This window comes from Streptomyces sp. NPDC093568 (assembly GCF_044764945.1).
Taxonomy (GTDB): domain Bacteria; phylum Actinomycetota; class Actinomycetes; order Streptomycetales; family Streptomycetaceae; genus Streptomyces.
In genome coordinates, this window is sequence record NZ_JBIWJD010000005.1 from 167,445 (window position 1) to 187,053 (window position 19,609).

The 19,609-nt window shown below is 69.9% G+C and carries 19 protein-coding genes; 9 read left to right on the forward strand and 10 right to left on the reverse strand.

Annotated features, from left to right (window positions below; translation table 11 throughout):
* Positions 1 to 9: 9 nt before the first annotated feature.
* The 6 genes from ACIRD7_RS21450 to ACIRD7_RS21475 form a co-directional block, all read right to left on the reverse strand.
* Positions 10 to 1,266 (reverse strand): cysteine desulfurase, encoded by a 1,257-nt coding sequence (locus ACIRD7_RS21450; RefSeq protein ID WP_403455482.1) that lies wholly within the window; start codon positions 1,264 to 1,266, stop codon positions 10 to 12.
* A complete protein-coding gene (gene sufC, locus ACIRD7_RS21455) occupies positions 1,263 to 2,027 on the reverse strand; it encodes a Fe-S cluster assembly ATPase SufC (RefSeq protein WP_403455485.1) in 765 nt (254 codons plus the stop codon). Before sufC ends, ACIRD7_RS21450 begins: the two co-directional genes overlap by 4 nt.
* A gap of 7 nt (positions 2,028 to 2,034) precedes the next feature.
* The gene (locus ACIRD7_RS21460; protein WP_403455487.1) at positions 2,035 to 2,364 is read right to left on the reverse strand and encodes a non-heme iron oxygenase ferredoxin subunit; all 330 of its coding nucleotides are present in this window, start codon (positions 2,362 to 2,364) and stop codon (positions 2,035 to 2,037) included.
* Positions 2,364 to 3,545, reverse strand: coding sequence for a Fe-S cluster assembly protein SufD (gene sufD, locus ACIRD7_RS21465; protein WP_403455489.1), 1,182 nt, complete (start codon positions 3,543 to 3,545; stop codon positions 2,364 to 2,366). The genes ACIRD7_RS21460 and sufD overlap by 1 nt, the downstream gene beginning before the upstream one ends.
* 62 nt (positions 3,546 to 3,607) lie before the next feature.
* The gene (gene sufB, locus ACIRD7_RS21470; RefSeq protein ID WP_403455491.1) at positions 3,608 to 5,032 is read right to left on the reverse strand and encodes a Fe-S cluster assembly protein SufB; all 1,425 of its coding nucleotides are present in this window, start codon (positions 5,030 to 5,032) and stop codon (positions 3,608 to 3,610) included.
* Entirely contained in the window at positions 5,029 to 5,790 is a 762-nt protein-coding gene (locus ACIRD7_RS21475) for a helix-turn-helix transcriptional regulator (protein WP_403455494.1), read from the reverse strand. The genes sufB and ACIRD7_RS21475 overlap by 4 nt, the downstream gene beginning before the upstream one ends.
* A gap of 161 nt (positions 5,791 to 5,951) precedes the next feature.
* Here ACIRD7_RS21475 and ACIRD7_RS21480 point away from each other — a divergent pair, with 161 nt between their 5' ends.
* The 4 genes from ACIRD7_RS21480 to ACIRD7_RS21495 all read left to right on the forward strand — a co-directional run bounded on the left by ACIRD7_RS21480 (position 5,952) and on the right by ACIRD7_RS21495 (position 9,604).
* The gene (locus ACIRD7_RS21480) at positions 5,952 to 6,749 is read left to right on the forward strand and encodes an aminoglycoside N(3)-acetyltransferase (protein ID WP_403455497.1); all 798 of its coding nucleotides are present in this window, start codon (positions 5,952 to 5,954) and stop codon (positions 6,747 to 6,749) included.
* 78 nt (positions 6,750 to 6,827) lie between these two features.
* The gene (locus ACIRD7_RS21485) at positions 6,828 to 7,751 is read left to right on the forward strand and encodes an ABC transporter ATP-binding protein (protein WP_403455499.1); all 924 of its coding nucleotides are present in this window, start codon (positions 6,828 to 6,830) and stop codon (positions 7,749 to 7,751) included.
* Positions 7,752 to 7,807: 56 nt separating this feature from the next.
* Positions 7,808 to 8,524 carry an ABC transporter permease gene (locus ACIRD7_RS21490; RefSeq protein WP_403456378.1) on the forward strand — a complete coding sequence of 239 codons (717 nt, stop codon included), beginning with the start codon at positions 7,808 to 7,810 and terminating at the stop codon, positions 8,522 to 8,524.
* A 66-nt stretch (positions 8,525 to 8,590) separates the two neighbouring features.
* Complete coding sequence (locus tag ACIRD7_RS21495) at positions 8,591 to 9,604, forward strand: heme A synthase (protein ID WP_403455501.1); 1,014 nt, start codon at positions 8,591 to 8,593, stop codon at positions 9,602 to 9,604.
* A gap of 130 nt (positions 9,605 to 9,734) precedes the next feature.
* On the opposite strand, the gene ACIRD7_RS21500 is transcribed toward ACIRD7_RS21495, so the two are convergent.
* The 4 genes from ACIRD7_RS21500 to ACIRD7_RS21515 form a co-directional block, all read right to left on the reverse strand.
* Positions 9,735 to 9,914, reverse strand: coding sequence for a hypothetical protein (locus ACIRD7_RS21500; protein ID WP_403455503.1), 180 nt, complete (start codon positions 9,912 to 9,914; stop codon positions 9,735 to 9,737).
* A 39-nt stretch (positions 9,915 to 9,953) separates the two neighbouring features.
* On the reverse strand, positions 9,954 to 11,060 hold the full coding sequence (locus ACIRD7_RS21505; RefSeq protein WP_403455505.1) for an amidohydrolase family protein: 1,107 nt from the start codon (positions 11,058 to 11,060) through the stop codon (positions 9,954 to 9,956).
* 82 nt (positions 11,061 to 11,142) lie between these two features.
* Complete coding sequence (locus tag ACIRD7_RS21510) at positions 11,143 to 11,433, reverse strand: hypothetical protein (protein ID WP_403455508.1); 291 nt, start codon at positions 11,431 to 11,433, stop codon at positions 11,143 to 11,145.
* Between the two features lie 58 nt (positions 11,434 to 11,491).
* Positions 11,492 to 12,478: a heme o synthase gene (locus ACIRD7_RS21515; RefSeq protein ID WP_403456381.1), complete on the reverse strand. Its 987-nt coding sequence runs from the start codon at positions 12,476 to 12,478 to the stop codon at positions 11,492 to 11,494.
* Between the two features lie 378 nt (positions 12,479 to 12,856).
* Here ACIRD7_RS21515 and tkt point away from each other — a divergent pair, with 378 nt between their 5' ends.
* From tkt to pgl, 5 genes are read left to right on the forward strand one after another with little or no spacing between them, the layout of a single operon-like run.
* On the forward strand, positions 12,857 to 14,959 hold the full coding sequence (gene tkt / locus ACIRD7_RS21520) for a transketolase (RefSeq protein WP_403455511.1): 2,103 nt from the start codon (positions 12,857 to 12,859) through the stop codon (positions 14,957 to 14,959).
* 34 nt (positions 14,960 to 14,993) lie between these two features.
* Positions 14,994 to 16,112, forward strand: a complete 1,119-nt coding sequence (tal, locus tag ACIRD7_RS21525; protein ID WP_403455513.1) for a transaldolase — start codon at positions 14,994 to 14,996, stop codon at positions 16,110 to 16,112.
* A 4-nt stretch (positions 16,113 to 16,116) separates the two neighbouring features.
* On the forward strand, positions 16,117 to 17,655 hold the full coding sequence (gene zwf, locus ACIRD7_RS21530) for a glucose-6-phosphate dehydrogenase (RefSeq protein WP_403455515.1): 1,539 nt from the start codon (positions 16,117 to 16,119) through the stop codon (positions 17,653 to 17,655).
* A complete protein-coding gene (gene opcA, locus ACIRD7_RS21535) occupies positions 17,652 to 18,812 on the forward strand; it encodes a glucose-6-phosphate dehydrogenase assembly protein OpcA (RefSeq protein ID WP_403455516.1) in 1,161 nt (386 codons plus the stop codon). The genes zwf and opcA overlap by 4 nt, the downstream gene beginning before the upstream one ends.
* Positions 18,809 to 19,591, forward strand: a complete 783-nt coding sequence (gene pgl, locus ACIRD7_RS21540) for a 6-phosphogluconolactonase (RefSeq protein WP_403455517.1) — start codon at positions 18,809 to 18,811, stop codon at positions 19,589 to 19,591. The genes opcA and pgl overlap by 4 nt, the downstream gene beginning before the upstream one ends.
* Positions 19,592 to 19,609 lie beyond the last annotated feature (18 nt).

Below are 19,609 nucleotides of genomic sequence, written 5' to 3' on the forward strand. Positions count from 1 at the left end.
CCCGTCCCGTCAGCCGAAGAAGTTCCGTACGTGCTCCAGGCCGTCCACCAGAGCGTCGATCTCGGCCGGCGTGGAGTACAGATAGAACGACGCTCGCGTGGTCGCAGGAATTCCGTAGCGCAGGCACACGGGGCGGGCGCAGTGGTGACCGACCCGGACCGCGATGCCCTGCTCGTCGAGGACCTGGCCCACGTCGTGCGGGTGGATGTCGCCGAGCGTGAAGGAGATCGCGGCGCCCCGGTCCTCGGCCGTGGTCGGGCCGATGATCCGGAGGTCGGGGACCTCCGTCAGCCGCTTCACCGCGTACTCGGTGAGCGCGTGCTCATGGGCGAGGATCTTGTCCATGCCGATCGAGTTGAGGTAGTCGATCGCCGCGCCGAGCCCGATCGCCTGCGAGATCGGAGGCGTACCCGCCTCGAACTTGTGCGGGGCGGGAGCGTACGTCGAGGAGTGCATCGACACCGTCTCGATCATCTCGCCGCCGCCCAGGAACGGAGGCAGGTCCTCCAGCAGCTCCTGGCGGCCCCAGAGCACGCCGATGCCGGTCGGACCGCACATCTTGTGGCCGGTGAAGGCCACGAAGTCGGCCTGGAGCGACTGCACGTCCAGCGGCATGTGCGGAGCGGCCTGCGAGGCGTCGATGCACACCAGCGCGCCGACCTCCTGCGCGCGGCGCACTATCGCCTCGACCGGGTTGAAGGTGCCCAGGATGTTCGACACCAGCACGAAGGAGACGATCTTCGTCTTCTCCGTGATGACCTCGTCGATGTTGGACAGGTCGAGACGGCCGTCGTCGGTGAGGCCGAACCACTTCAGCTTCGCGCCCGTGCGCTGCGCGAGCAGCTGCCACGGCACGATGTTGGAGTGGTGCTCCATCTCCGTGATGACGATCTCGGTCTCGTGGTCCACGCGGTAGGGCTCGTCGGCCCAGCCGAGCATGTTGGCCACGAGGTTGAGCGACTCGGAGGCGTTCTTGGTGAAGATCACCTCGTCGCGCGAGGGCGCGTTGATGAACTCCGCGACCTTGTCGCGCGCGCCCTCGTACAGCGCCGTGGCCTCCTCGGCGAGGACGTGCACGCCACGGTGGACGTTGGCGTTGTGCTGCTCGTAGTACTCGGAGAGCACGTCGAGCACCTGGCGCGGCGTCTGCGAGGTCGCCGCGTTGTCCAGGTACACGAGCTTCTTGCCGTCGTGGACGACACGGTCCAGGATCGGGAAGTCCTTGCGGAGCGCCTCGGTGTCGAGGAGGCCCGGCAGCTGTGTCACGCGGATGCGCCACCCTTCACGTACTTGTCGTAGCCCTCGGCCTCGAGCTGGTCCGCGAGCTCGGCTCCGCCGGACTCGGCGATACGGCCGTTCGCGAACACGTGGACGTGGTCGGGCTTGATGTAGCGCAGGATGCGCGTGTAGTGCGTGATCAGCAGGGTGCCGACCTCGCCGGTCTCGCGGACCCGGTTCACACCCTCGGAGACGACGCGCAGGGCGTCGACGTCCAGGCCGGAGTCGGTCTCGTCGAGGATCGCGACCTTCGGCTTGAGCAGCTCCAGCTGAAGGATCTCGTGGCGCTTCTTCTCACCGCCGGAGAAGCCCTCGTTGACGTTGCGCTCGGCGAAGGACGGGTCCATGTTGAGGCGCTCCATGGCCTCCTTGACCTCCTTCACCCAGGTGCGCAGCTTGGGGGCCTCGCCGCGGATGGCGGTGGCGGAGGTGCGCAGGAAGTTGGAGACCGAGACGCCGGGGACCTCGACCGGGTACTGCATCGCGAGGAACAGGCCGGCGCGGGCGCGCTCGTCGACGGACATCTCCAGGACGTCCTCGCCGTCGAGGGTGACGGAGCCGCCGGTGATCGTGTACTTCGGGTGACCCGCGAGGGAGTAGGCGAGGGTCGACTTGCCGGAGCCGTTGGGGCCCATGATGGCGTGCGTCTCGCCCTGCTTCACGGTGAGGTCGACGCCCTTGAGGATCTCCTTCGTGGCGTTGTCGGCCTCGACGGTGACGTGCAGGTCTCGGATTTCAAGCGTTGCCATGGGTGCCTCAGGACTCCTGGGTGAGGGAGGCGCGGACGTCGACAAGGACGCTGCCCCCTTCGATCTTTACGGGGTATACGGGGACGGGGCGCGTCGCGGGCAGGCCGGACGGCTTGCCGGTGCGGAGGTCGAACGCGGAGCCGTGCAGCCAGCACTCGATCTGGCAGTCCTCCACCTCGCCCTCGGAGAGCGAGACGTTCGCGTGGGAGCAGATGTCGTAGATCGCGAACACCTCGCCATCGGTCTGCACGACCGAGACCGGCGTGCCGTCGAGTTCCACCCTCTTGGGGGTGTCCTCCTCCAGCTCGCTCAGCCCACAGGCGCGTACGAAAGCCATCAGACCGTGGCCTCCAGCTCCTCGTCGATCTTCACGAGGAGGCGCTCTTCGATGTCGTCCACGCCGATCTGCTGCACGAGCTCGGCGAAGAAGCCGCGCACCACCAGGCGACGGGCCTCGTCGGCCGGGATGCCGCGGGCCATCAGGTAGAAGAGCTGCTCGTCGTCGAAGCGGCCGGTCGCCGAGGCGTGGCCGGCGCCGACGATCTCGCCGGTCTCGATCTCCAGGTTCGGCACGGAGTCGACACGGGCGCCGTCGGTCAGAACCAGGTTGCGGTTCATCTCGTAGGTGTCCGTGCCCTCGGCCTTGGCCTCGATCAGCACGTCGCCGATCCACACCGCGTGCGCGTCCTCGCCCTGGAGCGCGCCCTTGTAGGCGACGTTGGACTTGCAGTGCGGGGTGTTGTGGTCGACCAGGAGGCGGTGCTCCTGGTGCTGGCCGGCGTCCGTGAAGTAGAGGCCGAACAGCTCGGCCTCGCCGCCGGTGCCGGCGTAGGCGACGCGGGGGTGCAGGCGTACGAGGTCGCCGCCGAAGGTGACCACGAACGACTTGAAGGTGGCGTCCCGGCCGATCAGCGCGTTGTGCTGGCCGACGTGCACGGCCTTGTCGTCCCAGTCCTGGACGGAGACGACGGTGAGCTTGGCGCCGTCGCCCAGGATGTAGTCGACGTTGGCGGCGAGCACCGCGTCACCGGTGTGGTCGATGACGACGACGGCCTCGGCGAAGGCTCCGAGCTCCACGACCTGGTGACCGTAGGCGACCCCGCCCTCGCCGTGCACGGCGATGCGGATCGGCTCGGTGAGGACCGTCTCCTTGGGGACGGTGACGACACCGGCCTTCTCGAACGCCGAGTAGGCCTGGGCGGCGACCCGGTCCACGGGGGTGCCGGCCTTGCCGATGCGCGCGTCGTCGCGGCCGACGGTCTCGACGGTGACGCCCTCGGGGGCCTCGACGGTGACCTGGAGGCCGTCACCGGTCGCCACGGCGGTGCCGTCGTGCAGCCCGCGCAGGCGCTCCAGCGGGGTGAACCGCCACTCCTCCTCGCGGCCGTGGGGGACCGGGAAGTCCGCCACGTCGAAGGACGGGGGCGCGCTCATGCGCGTGGCGACGGTCGACTCTGCGGCCACCGCGATCTGTCCCGCGGTGGTGGAGCCCACGGGGATGTTCTGAGCCTCAGCCATGGCTGTCGGTCTGCTCTCTTTCCTACGTCAGATTTCGCTAGCTGCTGGTACGGAGACCGGTCTTAACCGACCGCGCCCTCCATCTGCAGCTCGATCAGCCGGTTGAGCTCGAGGGCGTACTCCATGGGCAGTTCCTTGGCGATCGGCTCGACGAAGCCGCGCACGATCATCGCCATCGCCTCGAACTCGCTCAGACCGCGGCTCATCAGGTAGAAGAGCTGGTCCTCGGAGACCTTGGAGACGGTCGCCTCGTGGCCCATGGACACGTCGTCCTCGCGGACGTCCACGTAGGGGTACGTGTCGGAGCGGGAGATGGTGTCGACGAGCAGCGCGTCGCACAGCACGTTGGACTTCGAGCCGTGGGCGCCCTCGCCGATCTCGACCAGACCGCGGTACGAGGTACGGCCGCCACCACGCGCCACGGACTTCGACACGATGTTGGAGGAGGTGTTCGGCGCCATGTGGACCATCTTGGAGCCGGCGTCCTGGTGCTGCCCCTCGCCGGCGAAGGCGATGGAGAGGGTCTCGCCCTTGGCGTGCTCGCCCATCAGGTAGACGGCCGGGTACTTCATCGTCACCTTGGAGCCGATGTTGCCGTCGATCCACTCCATGGTCGCGCCCTCGTAGGCGACGGCGCGCTTGGTGACCAGGTTGTAGACGTTGTTCGACCAGTTCTGGATGGTCGTGTAGCGGCAGCGGGCGTTCTTCTTGACGATGATCTCGACGACCGCGGAGTGCAGCGAGTCCGACTTGTAGATCGGGGCGGTGCAACCCTCGACGTAGTGCACGTAGGCACCCTCGTCGACGATGATCAGGGTCCGCTCGAACTGGCCCATGTTCTCGGTGTTGATCCGGAAGTAGGCCTGGAGCGGGATCTCCACGTGGACGCCCGGCGGCACGTAGATGAAGGAGCCGCCCGACCACACCGCGGTGTTCAGCGACGCGAACTTGTTGTCACCGACCGGGATGACGGTCCCGAAGTACTCCTTGAAGAGCTCCGGGTGCTCTTTCAGGGCGGTGTCGGTGTCCAGGAAGATGACGCCCTGCTCCTCCAGGTCCTCACGGATCTGGTGGTAGACGACCTCGGACTCGTACTGGGCCGCGACACCGGCGACGAGGCGCTGCTTCTCCGCCTCGGGGATGCCGAGCTTGTCGTACGTGTTCTTGATGTCCTCGGGCAGGTCCTCCCAGGACTCCGCCTGCTTCTCCGTGGAGCGCACGAAGTACTTGATGTTGTCGAAGTCGATGCCCGAGAGGTCCGAGCCCCAGTTCGGCATGGGCTTCTTGTCGAACAGCCGCAGACCCTTGAGGCGGAGCTTGGTCATCCACTCCGGCTCGTTCTTCTTCGCGGAGATGTCACGGACGACGTCCTCGCTCAGACCGCGCTTCGCAGAGGCGCCGGCTTCGTCGGAGTCGGCCCAGCCGTATTCGTACTTGCCCAGACCCTCGAGCTCAGGGTGGGCAGTCTCCTCGATGGGGAGAGTCATGCGGGGTTCCTCCCGGCCGTGCTTGCAGATGCGTTATCGGTGTTCTGGGAAATCTTCGGGATGAACGTCGTGCAGACGCCGTCGCCGTGCGCGATGGTCGCCAGTCTCTGGACGTGCGTTCCGAGCAGCTCGGCGAAGATCTCCGTCTCCGCCTCGCACAGCTGGGGGAACTGCTCCGCCACATGGGCGACCGGGCAGTGGTGCTGGCAGAGCTGCTCGCCCTTTTGAGGGAGGGGTGCGCTGCGCGCCGTAGCAGCGTACCCGTCCACGCTCAAGGCCTTGGCCAGGGCTTCGGTGCGTTCGTCCGGGGTGACGGCCTCGATCGCCTTGCGGTACGCGCTCGCCTGGGCGGCGATCCGGGCGCGGGCGAAGGCGGCGACCGCCTCGCTCCCGCCCCCGCTCTCGGCGATCCACTTCAGGGCGTCCGCCGCGAGCTTGTCGTACGACTGGTCGAAGGCGTCACGGCCGCAGTCGGTGAGCGCGAAGACCTTGGCGGGACGGCCGCGCGTGCGCGTGCCGTACACCCGCTGTTCCCTGGCCTCCACGACATCGTCCGCGACCAGCGCGTCCAGATGCCTGCGTACGGCGGCCTGGGTCAGCCCCAGCCGGCCGGCCAGCTCGGCGACGGTCGACGGGCCGTGGTCCAGGATGGATCGCGCGACCCGGTTGCGCGTGGAACGGTCCGAGCGCATCCCGGCCGCGAGCTCCTCCTGAGGGGCCCCCGTGGGGGTCTCCTGAGCCTCGCCGACGTTTTTCACAACGCCATTGTTGCGTAATTCCTCAAAGGCAGGCAAGCCGCGTCCGGGCGCCTCGATGGTGCCCTGCGTCACTTAGGCATACCTAATCTGACCTGCGGAAACGATCTTTGATCGATCAAACCGGTGGCGCCGCGAGACCCCTTCCGGGAAACTCCCGAAACATGCCCACACCCCCTCCGACCGGCCCTCTTGTCACCCGCGACACCCTCGCCGCAGATTTGCGCGCGCTCGGCGTCCGTTCCGGTGAAACGCTCCTCGCGCACTCCTCGCTCAGCTCCCTCGGCTGGGTCTGCGGAGGCCCCGTCGCGGTCGTCCAGGCACTGCTCGACGTCCTCGGCCCGGACGGCACGCTGGTGGTCCCCACCCAGACCGCCGGCCTCTCGGACCCGGCCGCCTGGATCAGCCCGCCGGTGCCCGAGGAGTGGTGGGAGACGATCCGGGCCACCATGCCCGCCTACGACCCCGTCATCACGCCCTCGCGGGGCGTCGGTGTCATCCCGGAGACCGTACGGACCTGGCCGCGCGCCCTGCGCAGCGCGCATCCACAGACGTCCTTCGCCGCCGTCGGCCCCCGCGCGGGCGAGATCGTCGCGGGTCACGCCCCCGACTGCCGGCTCGGTGAGCGCAGCCCGCTGGCCCGCCTGGAGGCGCTGCACGCGCGCGTGCTGCTGCTCGGCGCCGGCTACGACTCGTGCACCAGCTTCCACCTGGCCGAGTACCGGATCGCGTCACCGCTGGTGAAGGTGGGGCGGCCGGGGCCAGCGGGCTGGGAGGTGCTGACCGAGGTGTCGATCAGCTCGGACCGGTTCGACGAGCTGGGCCACGACTTCGAGCGCGACCGTCCGGTCGTCCGCGGGAAGGCCGGCGCGGCCGACGTACGGCTGTTCCCGGTGGCCGACGCGGTGGCGTACGCGGCGCGCTGGCTGGAGACGCACCGGCCCCGCGCGGAGGAGATATGAGGACAGCGGACGAGACCGGACAAGGAGATGTGAACCCGGCCGTCGGGCAGGCCCACCGGCTACCTAGACTCTGGAGCCATGCGAACTGAGCCCGTGCTCCAGGTCCAGGCCCTGGTGAAGCGGTACGGCGACAAAACCGCGGTCAACGGTCTCGACCTGGTGGCCCAGGCGGGCGTCACCGCCGTACTCGGCCCCAATGGCGCGGGCAAGACGACCACCGTCGAGACCTGCGAGGGATACCGGAAGCCGGATTCCGGCACGGTACGCGTCCTGGGGCTCGACCCGGTGAGACAGTCCGGTGAGCTGCGGCCCCGCATCGGCGTGATGCTCCAGTCCGGCGGCGTCTACTCGGGGGCGCGGGCCGACGAGATGCTCCGCCATGTCGCCAGGCTGCACGCGCATCCGCTGGACGTGGACCACCTCATCGAGCGGCTCGGTCTCGGCAGCTGCGGCCGGACCACGTACCGCCGTCTGTCCGGCGGCCAGCAGCAGCGGCTCGCGCTCGCCATGGCCGTGGTCGGCCGCCCGGAGCTGGTGTTCCTGGACGAGCCGACCGCCGGGCTCGACCCGCAGGCCCGCCGGGCCACCTGGGACCTGGTCCGGGACCTGCGCGCCGACGGCGTCTCGGTCGTCCTCACCACGCACTACATGGACGAGGCCGAGCAGCTCGCCGACGACGTCGCGATCATCGACGCCGGCCGGGTCATCGCCCACGGCTCCCCCGAGGAACTGTGCCGCGGCGGCGCCGAGAACACCCTGCGCTTCTCCGGCCGCCCCGGCCTCGACGTCGGGTCCCTGCTCAAGGCCCTGCCCGCCGACTGCACGGCCGCGGAGCTGACTCCCGGTTCGTACCGGGTCGCCGGCAAGGTCGACCCCCAGTTGCTCGCGACGGTGACGTCGTGGTGCGCACAGCACGGGGTGATGCCGGACCGGATCTCGGTGGAGCGGCACACTCTGGAGGACGTCTTCCTGGAGCTGACCGGCAAGGAGCTGCGCTCGTGACCACCGTCGGTACGGGTACGTACACACCGAAGCCGGGCGCCGCCCCGCTCCCCCGCATGATCGCGGCGCAGGCGGCCCTGGAGACGAAGATGCTGCTGCGCAACGGCGAGCAGCTGCTGCTGACGGTGGTGATCCCCACCCTGCTGCTGGTCCTGTTCAGCTCGGTGGACATCGTCGACACGGGCGCCGGCGAGGCCGTCGACTTCCTCGCGCCCGGCATCCTCGCGCTCGCCGTGATGTCGACGGCGTTCACGGGGCAGGCGATCGCCACGGGCTTCGAGCGCCGGTACGGCGTGCTGAAGCGGCTGGCCTCCTCCCCGCTGCCGCGCTGGGGCCTGATGGCGGCGAAGACGGTGTCGGTGCTGGTCACCGAGGTGCTCCAGATCGTCCTGCTGACGGTGATCGCCTTCGCGCTGGGCTGGTCGCCGCACGGAAACCCGGCAGCCGTGCTCCTGCTGCTGGTCCTCGGCACGGCGGCCTTCTCCGGGCTCGGCCTGCTGATGGCCGGCACGCTCAAGGCGGAGGCCACGCTGGCCGCGGCGAACCTGGTCTTCCTGCTGCTGCTGGTCGGCGGCGGGGTGATCGTGCCGCTCGACAAGTTCCCGCCCGCGGCCCAGGACGTGCTCGGCCTGCTGCCGATCTCGGCACTGTCGGACGGGCTGCGGGACGTGCTCCAGCACGGGGCCGGGATGCCGTGGGGCGACCTGGGGATCCTGGCCGTGTGGGCGGTCGTCGGGCTGGCGGCGGCCGGGAAGTTCTTCCGCTGGGAGTAGGGCTCTCACCCACCCGGGGTGGACCCTCGTGAAAGCGTGCACAAGCGGCCGCCTACGATAGGGCGCGTGCCAAACGTGACCCGCGCCGACGCCGTAGCGGCCGTGCGCAACCCGCTCGCCTTCATCGCCGCACGCTGGACCCCCACCCCGAGGACGGTCCAACGGGCGGCGCTCGCCGCGCTCGTGATGTCGGTGCTCATCGTGGTCACCGGCGGCGCGGTACGCCTCACCGGGTCCGGGCTCGGCTGCCCGACCTGGCCGAAGTGCACCGACGACTCGCTCACCGCCACCAGCGAGATGGGCCTGCACGGCGCCATCGAGTTCGGCAACCGCATGCTGACGTACGTGCTGTGCGCGGCCGTCGGCTGGGCGATCATCGCCGCGCGTGCCACGAAGCCCTACCGCCGGAGCCTCACCCGCCTCGGCTGGGCCCAGTTCTGGATCGTGATGAGCAACGCCGTGCTCGGCGGCATCGTCGTCCTGGTCGGCCTCAACCCGTACACGGTCGCGGCCCACTTCGTGGCGACGTCCGCCCTGATCGCGGTCGCCACGGTGATGTGGCAGCGCGCCCGGGAGGGTGACACGGAGGCACGTCCACTGGTCGGCAAGGCGGTGCGGCAGCTGGTGTGGGTCCTGGTCGCGGCCTCGGTGCTGCTGATCCTGGTGGGCACGGTGGTCACCGGCGCGGGTCCGCACGCGGGCGACTCCAGCGAGGTCGAGCGGATGCCCGTGAACTGGGAGAACGTCACCAAGCTGCACGCCGTACTGGCCTGGATCGTGGTCACCCTGACCTTCGCGCTCTGGTTCGTCCTGAAGGCGGTCGACGCCCCGAAGGGCCCCCTGAACCGCACCCGCGACCTCTTCCTGATCCTCCTCGCCCAGGGCGTCATCGGCTACGTCCAGTACTTCACGGACCTGCCGGAGATCCTGGTCGGCCTGCACATGCTGGGCTCGGCCCTGGTGTGGATCGCCACGCTCCGCGTCCTGCTCTCCCTGCGGGAGCGGCCCGAGGTGACCCTGCCGGACCTGCCTGTTCAGGCGTACGACACCACGAGCGCGTCGATCGCCGGCCCCAGGTAGTCCCGCGTCACGCCTGCGGATGTCCTCGACGACCTCGACGGGCGCCCCGGGCCCGGGCAGCAGGTCCAGCGCCTCGCGCTTGGAGATCAGCCGGCCCTCGCTCGCGGTGACGCAAGCCCGGCGAAGGTGATCAGCCCGAGGTCGGGGTGACGGGCCGTTCGAACAGTTCCCGGTGCGCCCAGGTCAGGTGGCGCCGGTCGATGTCGCCCACCGTGTCGGGCGTCAGATACGTGCAGTGCAGCCGGTCGGCGAGCGGGGCGAGCGGCTCGAGCCCGTCGAGAAAGCGGTCGAGTAACACCTCGGTCTGCATACGCCCAGTCCGTACAGGGGGCAGAGGCGGTAAACCCCGTCACTCCAGCCCGTACACCCTGCGCGCGTTCCCCGACGCCACCATCCCCGCCACCCGTTGCGCGTCCGCCAGCGACCACGCGCCCTCGGCGACCCAGCCGCCGAGTACGCGGGCGAGGGCCTCGCGGAAGAGGTGGGCGCCGACCACGTGGAGCTCGGGGAGGCCCTGGGCCCCGCTGGAGAAGAGGATCTTGCCGAAGGGGGCCAGTTCCAGGATCTCGGCGAGGATGGTGGCCGCGCGGGCACCGGTGCGGACGAGGGCGGCGCCTGAGTCGGCGTAGACGTGCGGGAAGACACCGGCCAGGTGGGCGGCGTGGCGGTGGTACGGGTAGCCGTGCAGCAGGATCAGGTCGGTGCCGAGCCCGGCCGTGGCGCGGACGAAGTCCGTGAGCAGCACCGGGTCGGTGCGGTCGATGCGCAGGCCCGGCTCGCCCAGCCCCGCGTGCAGTTGGAGCGGCAGTCCCGAGGCCACGGCGATCCACAGCAGGTGCCGCAGCAGCACTGGGTCGCTCAGCTCGTCCCCGACGCCGCGTGCCGCGAGCCAGCGCCCGGCCGCGCCCCGCACCTCTCCCGGCCCCGGCGGCTCCGGCGCCAGCGCGAGACCGTGCCGGACGCCCGCGACCGAGGTGAAGGCCACCGCGTTCACGGCCGCGCCGTGCACCGACTCGGCGAGGTTGGCGAGGAAGGACTCGACGGTGCCGGAGGTGTCGGCGACCTGTTCGGCGAGGAGCTCCAGACGCACGATCTCGTGGGCCTCGGCGGAGGCGGCGGAGGCCATCTCCGGGGGGCCGGTGAGGTCGCCGGGCAGGCCGGTGTCGATCAGATAGGTCGTGATGCCGCTGCCGCGCAGCAGACGCCGGCCCGACTCCAGCACGCCCAGTTCACGGCGCCGGGCCAGATAGCGGGCGGGCGGGCAGTGCGGTTCCAGGCCGAGCAGGGGCGGGCACCAGCGCCGTACGGCGAAACCGGTCTGGGTGTCGAAGAGCGTGGTGCCGGGGGCCGGTGGGCCCTCGGTGCGGGCCAGCTGGGCCTCGAAGGTGCCGAGGCCCAGCTCCGTGCGCAGGACGCCGTGGCAGTACTGGTCCACGAGGGACGGTGTGTCGATCATCCGGCTCTCCCCGTGGATGGACGCTTCTTACACGTCCTAACGGGTGAACCGGTGACTTGGTGTTGCGAAAGAGGCGGGCGGTTCAGCCGCCGAGCTGGATCCCGGCCATCCGCTTCCACTCGTACGCGCCCGTCGTCACCTTCGCGGCGAACTCACCGTCGAAGGTCTCGTGGCGCGTGACCCCGGCCTTCTCCACGGCCTTCTCCGCGATCTCGAACGAGGGTGCGACCAGGTCTCCCCAGCCGCCGTCCTCGCCCACGAGCGCGATCCGGGCGCCGCGCTCACCGATGTAGGCGACCTGCGCCTCGGCGCCGCCGTGGGACTTCGCGAAGGAGTTGATCTGCTTGGCCAGCTTGGCCACCTTGTCTGCCATGGCCAGGATGCTACTCGCGAGTAGATCGGCTGGCGAGAGCGGGGCCCTGTGACCTGCGTCAGCGCAGGAAGGGGTCCACCGCGACCGCCACGAACAGCAGCGAGACATAGGTGATGGACCAGTGGAACAGGCGCATCTCCTTGAGCTTCGCGCCCGTCACCTCCGCCTTCGCGCGGTTCTGCAGCGCGTGCGCCTCCCACAGCCACCAGCCGCCGGCGCCCAGCGCGACCGCGGTGTAGAACCAGCCCGTGTAGCCGAGCGGCGTCAGCAGCAGCGAGACCGCCACCATCACCCAGCTGTAGATGACGATCTGCTTGGCGACGACCTTGTTGGAGGCCATGACCGGGAGCATCGGCACGCCCACGCGCGCGTAGTCCTCCTTGACCTTCATGGACAGCGGCCAGTAGTGCGGCGGCGTCCAGAAGAAGATGACCAGGAAGAGGATGAGCGGCGCCCAGGTGAGGGAGTTCGTGACGGCCGTCCAGCCGATCAGCACCGGCATGCAGCCCGCGATGCCGCCCCACACGATGTTCTGCGAGGTGCGGCGCTTGAGGATCATCGTGTAGACGACGACATAGAAGAGGAGCGCGCCGAGGGAGAGCCAGGCGCTGAGCCAGTTGACCGTCAGGCCGAACAGCAGCGTCGACACGACCGCCAGGGTGATGCCGAAGGCCAGGCACTCGCGCGGGCTGACCATCCCGGTGACCAGCGGGCGCTGCGAGGTGCGGTCCATGAGCGCGTCGATGTCGCGGTCGATGTACATGTTGAGCGCGTTGGCGCCGCCGGCGGAGAGGTAGCCGCCGACACAGGTGAGCAGCACCAGACCGAGGTCGGGCACGCCCTGCTCGGCCAGGAACATCACCGGAACGGTGGTGATGAGCAGCAGCTCGATGATCCGCGGCTTGGTAAGCGCCACGAACCCCATGACCCGGGCCCCGATCGGCCGCCGGCTCGGGCTCTGGCTCGTCCCGATATCCCCCATAGCCTTAATGGCATGGGCGGTGCCCCCATCCGCTGGACGGGATTCAACGGCCGTCACGCACACCCCTGACAGAGACATCCCAGCAAGCCTCCCCGTGTGAAGTCCCGGTAAAGGCTCGCGCGTACCACGCCACTCTAGACGTTGCCCAGACCCGGACATTCGCGGGGGTGGGGTCGTGTTGGAGGGGGCGGTCCGACGGGCACGCGGAAGCTCGATTGAGCACCCGGATGAGCGGCTCCGTATTCACTTGCCGAATGCGGAACGTCCCAGTCGGGAGGCACATCCCGGCGACTCCCGGCAGTCTGGAACGAGTCGAAAAAACGCACGTACTTCCGGGGGTAGGCTCGACAACGGCCGGCCGACGCCGAGTACGCCGGCAGCCGGTGGGCCGTGCGCCCGTCACACCGGCAACCGACATGTGGAGAGGAGCCCTGACCCAGGGTGAGCACCAAGCCGACCACCACAGACCTCGAGTGGACCGAGCTGGACCAGCGGGCCGTAGACACCGCCCGCGTCCTGGCCGCCGACGCCGTACAGAAGGTCGGAAACGGCCATCCGGGTACGGCGATGAGCCTGGCCCCCGCCGCCTACACCCTCTTCCAGAAGGTGATGCGGCACGACCCGGCGGACGCCGAGTGGGTCGGGCGCGACCGCTTCGTGCTGTCCGCGGGCCACTCGTCCCTGACCCTCTACACCCAGCTGTACCTGGCCGGCTTCGGCCTGGAGCTGGACGACCTGAAGGCGTTCCGGACGTGGGGTTCCAAGACCCCGGGTCACCCGGAGTACGGCCACACCACGGGCGTCGAGACGACGACCGGCCCGCTGGGCCAGGGTGTCGCCAACGCCGTCGGCATGGCGATGGCCGCCCGCTACGAGCGCGGTCTGTTCGACCCGGAGGCCGCCGAGGGCACCTCCCCCTTCGACCACTTCGTCTACTGCATCGCCGGTGACGGCTGCCTCCAGGAGGGCATCTCCGCCGAGGCCTCCTCGATGGCCGGCCACCAGAAGCTCGGCAACCTGATCCTGCTGTGGGACGACAACCACATCTCGATCGAGGGCGACACCGAGACGGCCGTCTCCGAGGACACCGTCAAGCGCTACGAGGCGTACGGCTGGCACGTGCAGCGGATCGCCCCGAAGCCGGACGGCGACCTGGACCCGCACGCCATCTACAACGCGATCGAGGCCGCGAAGCAGGTGACGGACAAGCCGTCCTTCATCGCGATGCGCTCGATCATCGCCTGGCCGGCCCCGAACGCGCAGAACACCGAGGCCGCCCACGGCTCGGCGCTCGGCGACGACGAGGTCGCGGCCACCAAGCGCGTCCTCGGCTTCGACCCGGAGCAGTCCTTCGAGGTCGCCGACGAGGTCATCGCGCACACCCGTGGTGCGCTGGAGCGGGGCGCCGAGGCGAAGGCCGAGTGGGAGAAGTCCTTCCAGCTGTGGCGGGACAACCACCCCGAGCGCGCCGCCAAGTTCGACCGCATCAGCAAGGGCGAGCTGCCCACCGGCTGGGAGGAGAAGCTCCCGGTCTTCGAGCCCGGCAAGGGCGTCGCCACCCGCGCCGCGTCCGGCAAGGTGCTCCAGGCGCTCGGCGCGGTCATCCCGGAGCTGTGGGGCGGTTCGGCCGACCTGGCCGGTTCCAACAACACGACGATCGACAAGACCTCGTCGTTCCTGCCGGCGGACAACCCGCTGCCGGAGGCGAACCCGTACGGCCGCACGATCCACTTCGGCATCCGCGAGCACTCCATGGCCGCGGAGATGAACGGCATCACCCTGCACGGCAACACCCGTGTCTACGGCGGTACGTTCCTCGTCTTCTCCGACTACATGCGCAACGCCGTGCGCCTCTCGGCGCTGATGCACCTGCCGGTGACGTACGTCTGGACGCACGACTCCATCGGTCTGGGTGAGGACGGCCCCACCCACCAGCCGGTCGAGCACCTGGCGTCCCTGCGCGCCATCCCCGGTCTCAACGTGGTCCGCCCGGCGGACGCCAACGAGACCGCGATCGCCTGGCGCGAGATCCTCAAGCGCTGGACGAAGGAGTTCGGCAAGGGCGCCCCGCACGGGCTCGCGCTGACCCGTCAGGGCGTGCCGGTGTACGAGGCCAACGACGACGCCGCGCGCGGTGGTTACGTCCTGTTCGAGGCCGAAGGGCCCTCCGGGCAGAGCGCAGCGCCCGAGGTCGTCCTCATCGCGACCGGTTCCGAGGTGCACGTGGCCGTCGAGGCGCGGGAGCGGCTCCAGGCAGACGGGGTGCCGACGCGGGTCGTGTCCATGCCCTCGGTGGAGTGGTTCGAGGAGCAGGACCAGGGGTACCGGGACAGCGTCCTGCCGCCGGCCGTCAAGGCGCGTGTGGCGGTCGAGGCCGGTATCGGTCTGACCTGGCACAAGTACGTCGGGGACGCGGGTCGCATCGTTTCCCTGGAGCACTTCGGTGCTTCGGCCGACGGCAAGGTCCTTTTCCGGGAGTACGGCTTCACTGCCGAGAACGTGGCGGCCGTCGCGCGGGAATCCCTCGCAGCGGCCCAGCGCTGACGCTCATATACGAGACGTAGGAGTTTGATTTTCCATGACAGACGCACTGAAGCGCCTCTCCGAGGAAGGCGTCGCGATCTGGCTGGACGACCTGTCGCGCCAGCGCATCACGTCCGGCAACCTCGCCGAGCTGATCGACCAGCAGCATGTCGTCGGTGTCACCACCAACCCGACGATCTTCCAGAAGGCCATCAGCGAAGGCCACGGTTACGACCAGCAGGTCGCCGACCTCGCCGCCCGCAAGGTGACGGTCGAAGAGGCGATCCGCATGATCACCACGGCGGACGTCCGGGACGCCGCCGACATCCTGCGCCCGGTCTTCGACGCCACCGGCGGCCAGGACGGCCGGGTCTCCATCGAGGTCGACCCGCGGCTCGCGCACAACACGCGTGCGACCGTCGCCGAGGCCAAGCAGCTGGCCTGGCTGGTCGACCGCCCCAACACCCTGATCAAGATCCCGGCCACCAAGGCGGGCCTCCCGGCGATCACCGAGGTCATCGGCCTCGGCATCAGCGTCAACGTCACGCTGATCTTCTCGCTGGAGCGCTACCGCGAGGTCATGAACGCCTACCTGGCCGGCCTGGAGAAGGCCAAGGAGCGCGGGCTCGACCTGTCGCTCATCCGCTCGGTGGCGTCCTTCTTCGTGTCCCGCGTGGACACCGAGATCGACAAGCGCCTGGACAACCTGGGCACCGACGAGGCCAAGGCGCTGCGCGGCAAGGCCGCCGTCGCCAACGCCCGGCTCGCCTACCAGGCGTACGAGGAGGTCTTCTCCTCGGACCGCTGGAGCGCGCTGGAGAACGCGGGCGCCAACAAGCAGCGTCCGCTGTGGGCCTCGACCGGCGTGAAGGACCCGGCGTACAAGCCGACCCTCTACGTCGACGAACTGGTGGCGCCGAACACGGTCAACACCATGCCCGAGGCCACCCTCCAGGCCACGGAGGAGAAGGGCGAGATCACCGGCAACACCATCGCCGGCACGTACGAGCAGGCCCGTGCGGACCTGGACGCCGTCGAGCGTCTGGGCATCTCGTACGACGACGTGGTGCAGCTGCTGGAGGACGAAGGCGTCGAGAAGTTCGAGGCGTCCTGGAACGACCTGCTGAAGTCGACCGAGGCGGAGCTGGAGCGCCTCTCCCCCGCGGAGGGCTGATCCCTTGCCACCCTTCAACGTCACTGAAGCGAACCCGCTTCGTGACGCCGCCGACCGACGGCTCCCGCGTATCGCGGGGCCGTCGGGCCTGGTGATCTTCGGCGTTACGGGCGATTTGTCACGTAAAAAGCTGATGCCCGCGGTGTACGACCTCGCCAACCGGGGTCTGCTGCCGCCGGGCTTCTCGCTGGTCGGCTTCGCGCGCCGCGAGTGGGCCCACGAGGACTTCGCGAAGGAGGTCCACGACGCGGTCAAGGAGCACGCCCGCACGCCCTTCCGCGAGGAGGTCTGGCAGCAGCTCATCCAGGGCATGCGCTTCGTGCAGGGCACCTTCGACGACGACGAGGCCTTCGAGCGGCTGCGCGGCACCATCGAGGAACTGGACAAGGCACAGGGCACGGGCGGCAACTTCGCCTTCTACCTCTCGGTGCCGCCGCGCTCCTTCCCGGTGGTCATCCAGCAGCTGAAGAAGCACGGCCTCGCCGACCAGACGGGCGGCTCCTGGCGCCGCGCGGTCATCGAGAAGCCCTTCGGCCACGACCTGAAGTCGGCCGAGGAGCTCAACAAGGTCGTCCACGAGGTCTTCGCCCCGGACCAGGTCTTCCGCATCGACCACTACCTGGGCAAGGAGACCGTCCAGAACATCCTGGCGCTGCGCTTCGCCAACACGATGTTCGAGCCGATCTGGAACCGGTCCTTCGTGGACCACGTGCAGATCACCATGGCCGAGGACATCGGCATCGGCGGCCGGGCCGGCTACTACGACGGCATCGGCGCCGCCCGTGACGTCATCCAGAACCACCTGCTCCAGCTGATGGCCCTGACGGCCATGGAGGAGCCCGCCTCCTTCGACGCGGACGCGCTGGCCGCCGAGAAGACCAAGGTGCTCGGTGCCGTACGGCTGCCGAAGGACCTGGGCCGGGACACGGTGTTCGGGCAGTACGCGGCCGGCTGGCAGGGCGGCGAGAAGGCGGTCGGCTACCTCCAGGAGGAGGGCATCGACCCCAAGTCCAAGACGGACACGTACGCCGCGATCAAGCTGGGGATCGACAACCGCCGCTGGGCGGGCGTCCCCTTCTACCTGCGCACCGGCAAGCGGCTGGGCCGCCGGGTCACCGAGATCGCGGTCGTCTTCCAGCGGGCGCCGCACTCGCCGTTCGACACGACGGCCACCGAGGAGCTGGGCCAGAACGCGATCGTGATCCGCGTCCAGCCCGACGAGGGGGTCACGGTCCGCTTCGGCTCCAAGGTCCCCGGCACCTCGATGGAGATCCGGGACGTGTCGATGGACTTCGCGTACGGCGAGTCCTTCACGGAGTCCAGCCCGGAGGCGTACGAGCGTCTGATCCTGGACGTCCTCCTGGGTGACTCGAACCTCTTCCCGCGCACCGAGGAGGTCGAGCTGTCCTGGAAGATCCTCGACCCGATCGAGGAGTACTGGGACACGCACGGCAAGCCGGCGCAGTACCCGGCCGGCACGTGGGGCCCCGTCGAGGCGGACGAAATGCTCGCACGAGAGGGACGGAGCTGGCGCCGGCCATGAAGATAGACCTCACGGACACCACGGCCAGCAAGATCAACAAGGCTCTGGTGCAGGGCCGCCGGGCCATCGGCACGCCGGCCGTCGGCATGGTGCTCACGCTGGTCATCGTCACCGACGAGGAGAACGCGTACGACGCCCTGAAGTCCGCCGGCGACGCCTCGCGCGAGCACCCCTCGCGCACGCTGGTGGTCATCAAGCGCGTCTCGCGCTCGCCCCGCGACCGAACGACGTCCCGGCTGGACGCCGAGGTGCGGGTGGGCGCGGACGCGGGCACCGGCGAGACGGTGATCCTGCGCCTTTACGGCGAGGTGTCCGAGCACGCGCAGTCCGTCGTCCTCCCGCTGCTGCTGCCGGACGCCCCGGTGGTGGTCTGGTGGCCGGTGAACGCGCCGCTCGACCCGGCGAACGACCCGCTGGGCGCGCTGGCCCAGCGCCGGGTGACCGACACCTACGCCTCCGAGCAGCCGGTGCGGGAGCTGTCGTCCCGCGCCGACGCCTACACGCCGGGCGACACCGACCTGTCCTGGACCCGGATCACGCCGTGGCGTTCGATGCTCGCGGCGGCTCTGGACCAGGTGGTCTGCGAGGTGCAGGCCGTCGAGGTGGAGGGCGAGGAGTTCAACCCGAGCTGTGAGCTGCTGGCGATGTGGCTCGCGGACCGGCTGGACGTGCCCGTCAAGCGGTCGCTTTCGTCGGGCCCCGGCCTGACGGCGGTCCGCATGGCCACCGACCGCGGCCCGATAGTCCTCGACCGGGCGGACGGCTCCCTGGCGACCCTCTCCATCCAGGGCCAGCCGGACCGTGCGGTGGCGCTGAAGCGGCGGGAGACGGCCGAGCTGATCGCGGAGGAGCTGCGCCGGCTCGACCCGGACGACACCTACGCTTCGGCGCTGCGGTTCGGGGTGGAGCGGCTCAGCGCCGTGCCCGCCTCGGCGGTGCGCGGTGCCGAGGCCGCGGTGGCCAAGGCGGAGCAGGCCGTGGCGCTGGCCCAGGCCGCCGTGGCCAAGGCCGGGGAGCCGTCGGCCGAAGAGGCTGCTCCGGAATCCCCGGAATCCCCGGTGTCTCCGGCCAAAGGAGAAGGGGCGGACTCTCCCGGCAAAGCCCCTGCGCAGGAAGCGTCGGCGCTGGAAGCGTTGAAGAAGGCGGCGACCAAGTGAGTACTCCGCAGCTCGTCGTGCATCACGACAAGGAGCTGATGGCTCAGGCCGCGGCGGCCAGGCTGATCACGAAGATCGTGGACGCCCAGGCCTCCCGGGGCTCGGCGTCCGTGGTCCTCACGGGCGGCCGCAACGGCAACGGCCTGCTGGCCGCGCTGGCGGCCGCCCCGGCCCGGGACGCCATCGACTGGGCCCGGCTCGACCTGTGGTGGGGCGACGAGCGCTTCCTGCCCGAGGGCGACCCGGAGCGCAATGTCACGCAGGCCCGTGAGGCCCTGCTGGACGCGGTGCCGCTGGATCCCAAGCGGGTGCACGCGATGCCCGCCTCGGACGGGCCGTTCGGCGCGGACGTGGAGGCGGCGGCTTCCGCGTACGCGGAGGAACTGGCGCGGGCGGCGGGTCCGGAGAACCACGGTGCGGTTCCCACCTTCGACGTCCTGATGCTGGGCGTGGGTCCCGACACCCACGTGGCCTCCCTGTTCCCGGAGCTGCCGGCGGTACGGGAGACCCAGCGCACGGTCGTCGGGGTCCACGGCGCTCCGAAGCCGCCGCCGACCCGCGTCACTCTCACGCTTCCCGCGATCCGTGCGGCACGTGAGGTGTGGCTGCTGGCGGCCGGCGAGGACAAGGCGCAGGCCGTGGCGATCGCGCTGTCCGGCGCGGGGGAGATTCAGGCGCCGGCGGCGGGGGCGCGTGGTCGTTCCAGGACGCTGTGGCTGTTGGACTCGGCGGCGGCATCGCAGCTGCCGAGGTCGCTTTATCCGCCTGCTTCGCCGTGACGTACCTCGTCCTCGAAC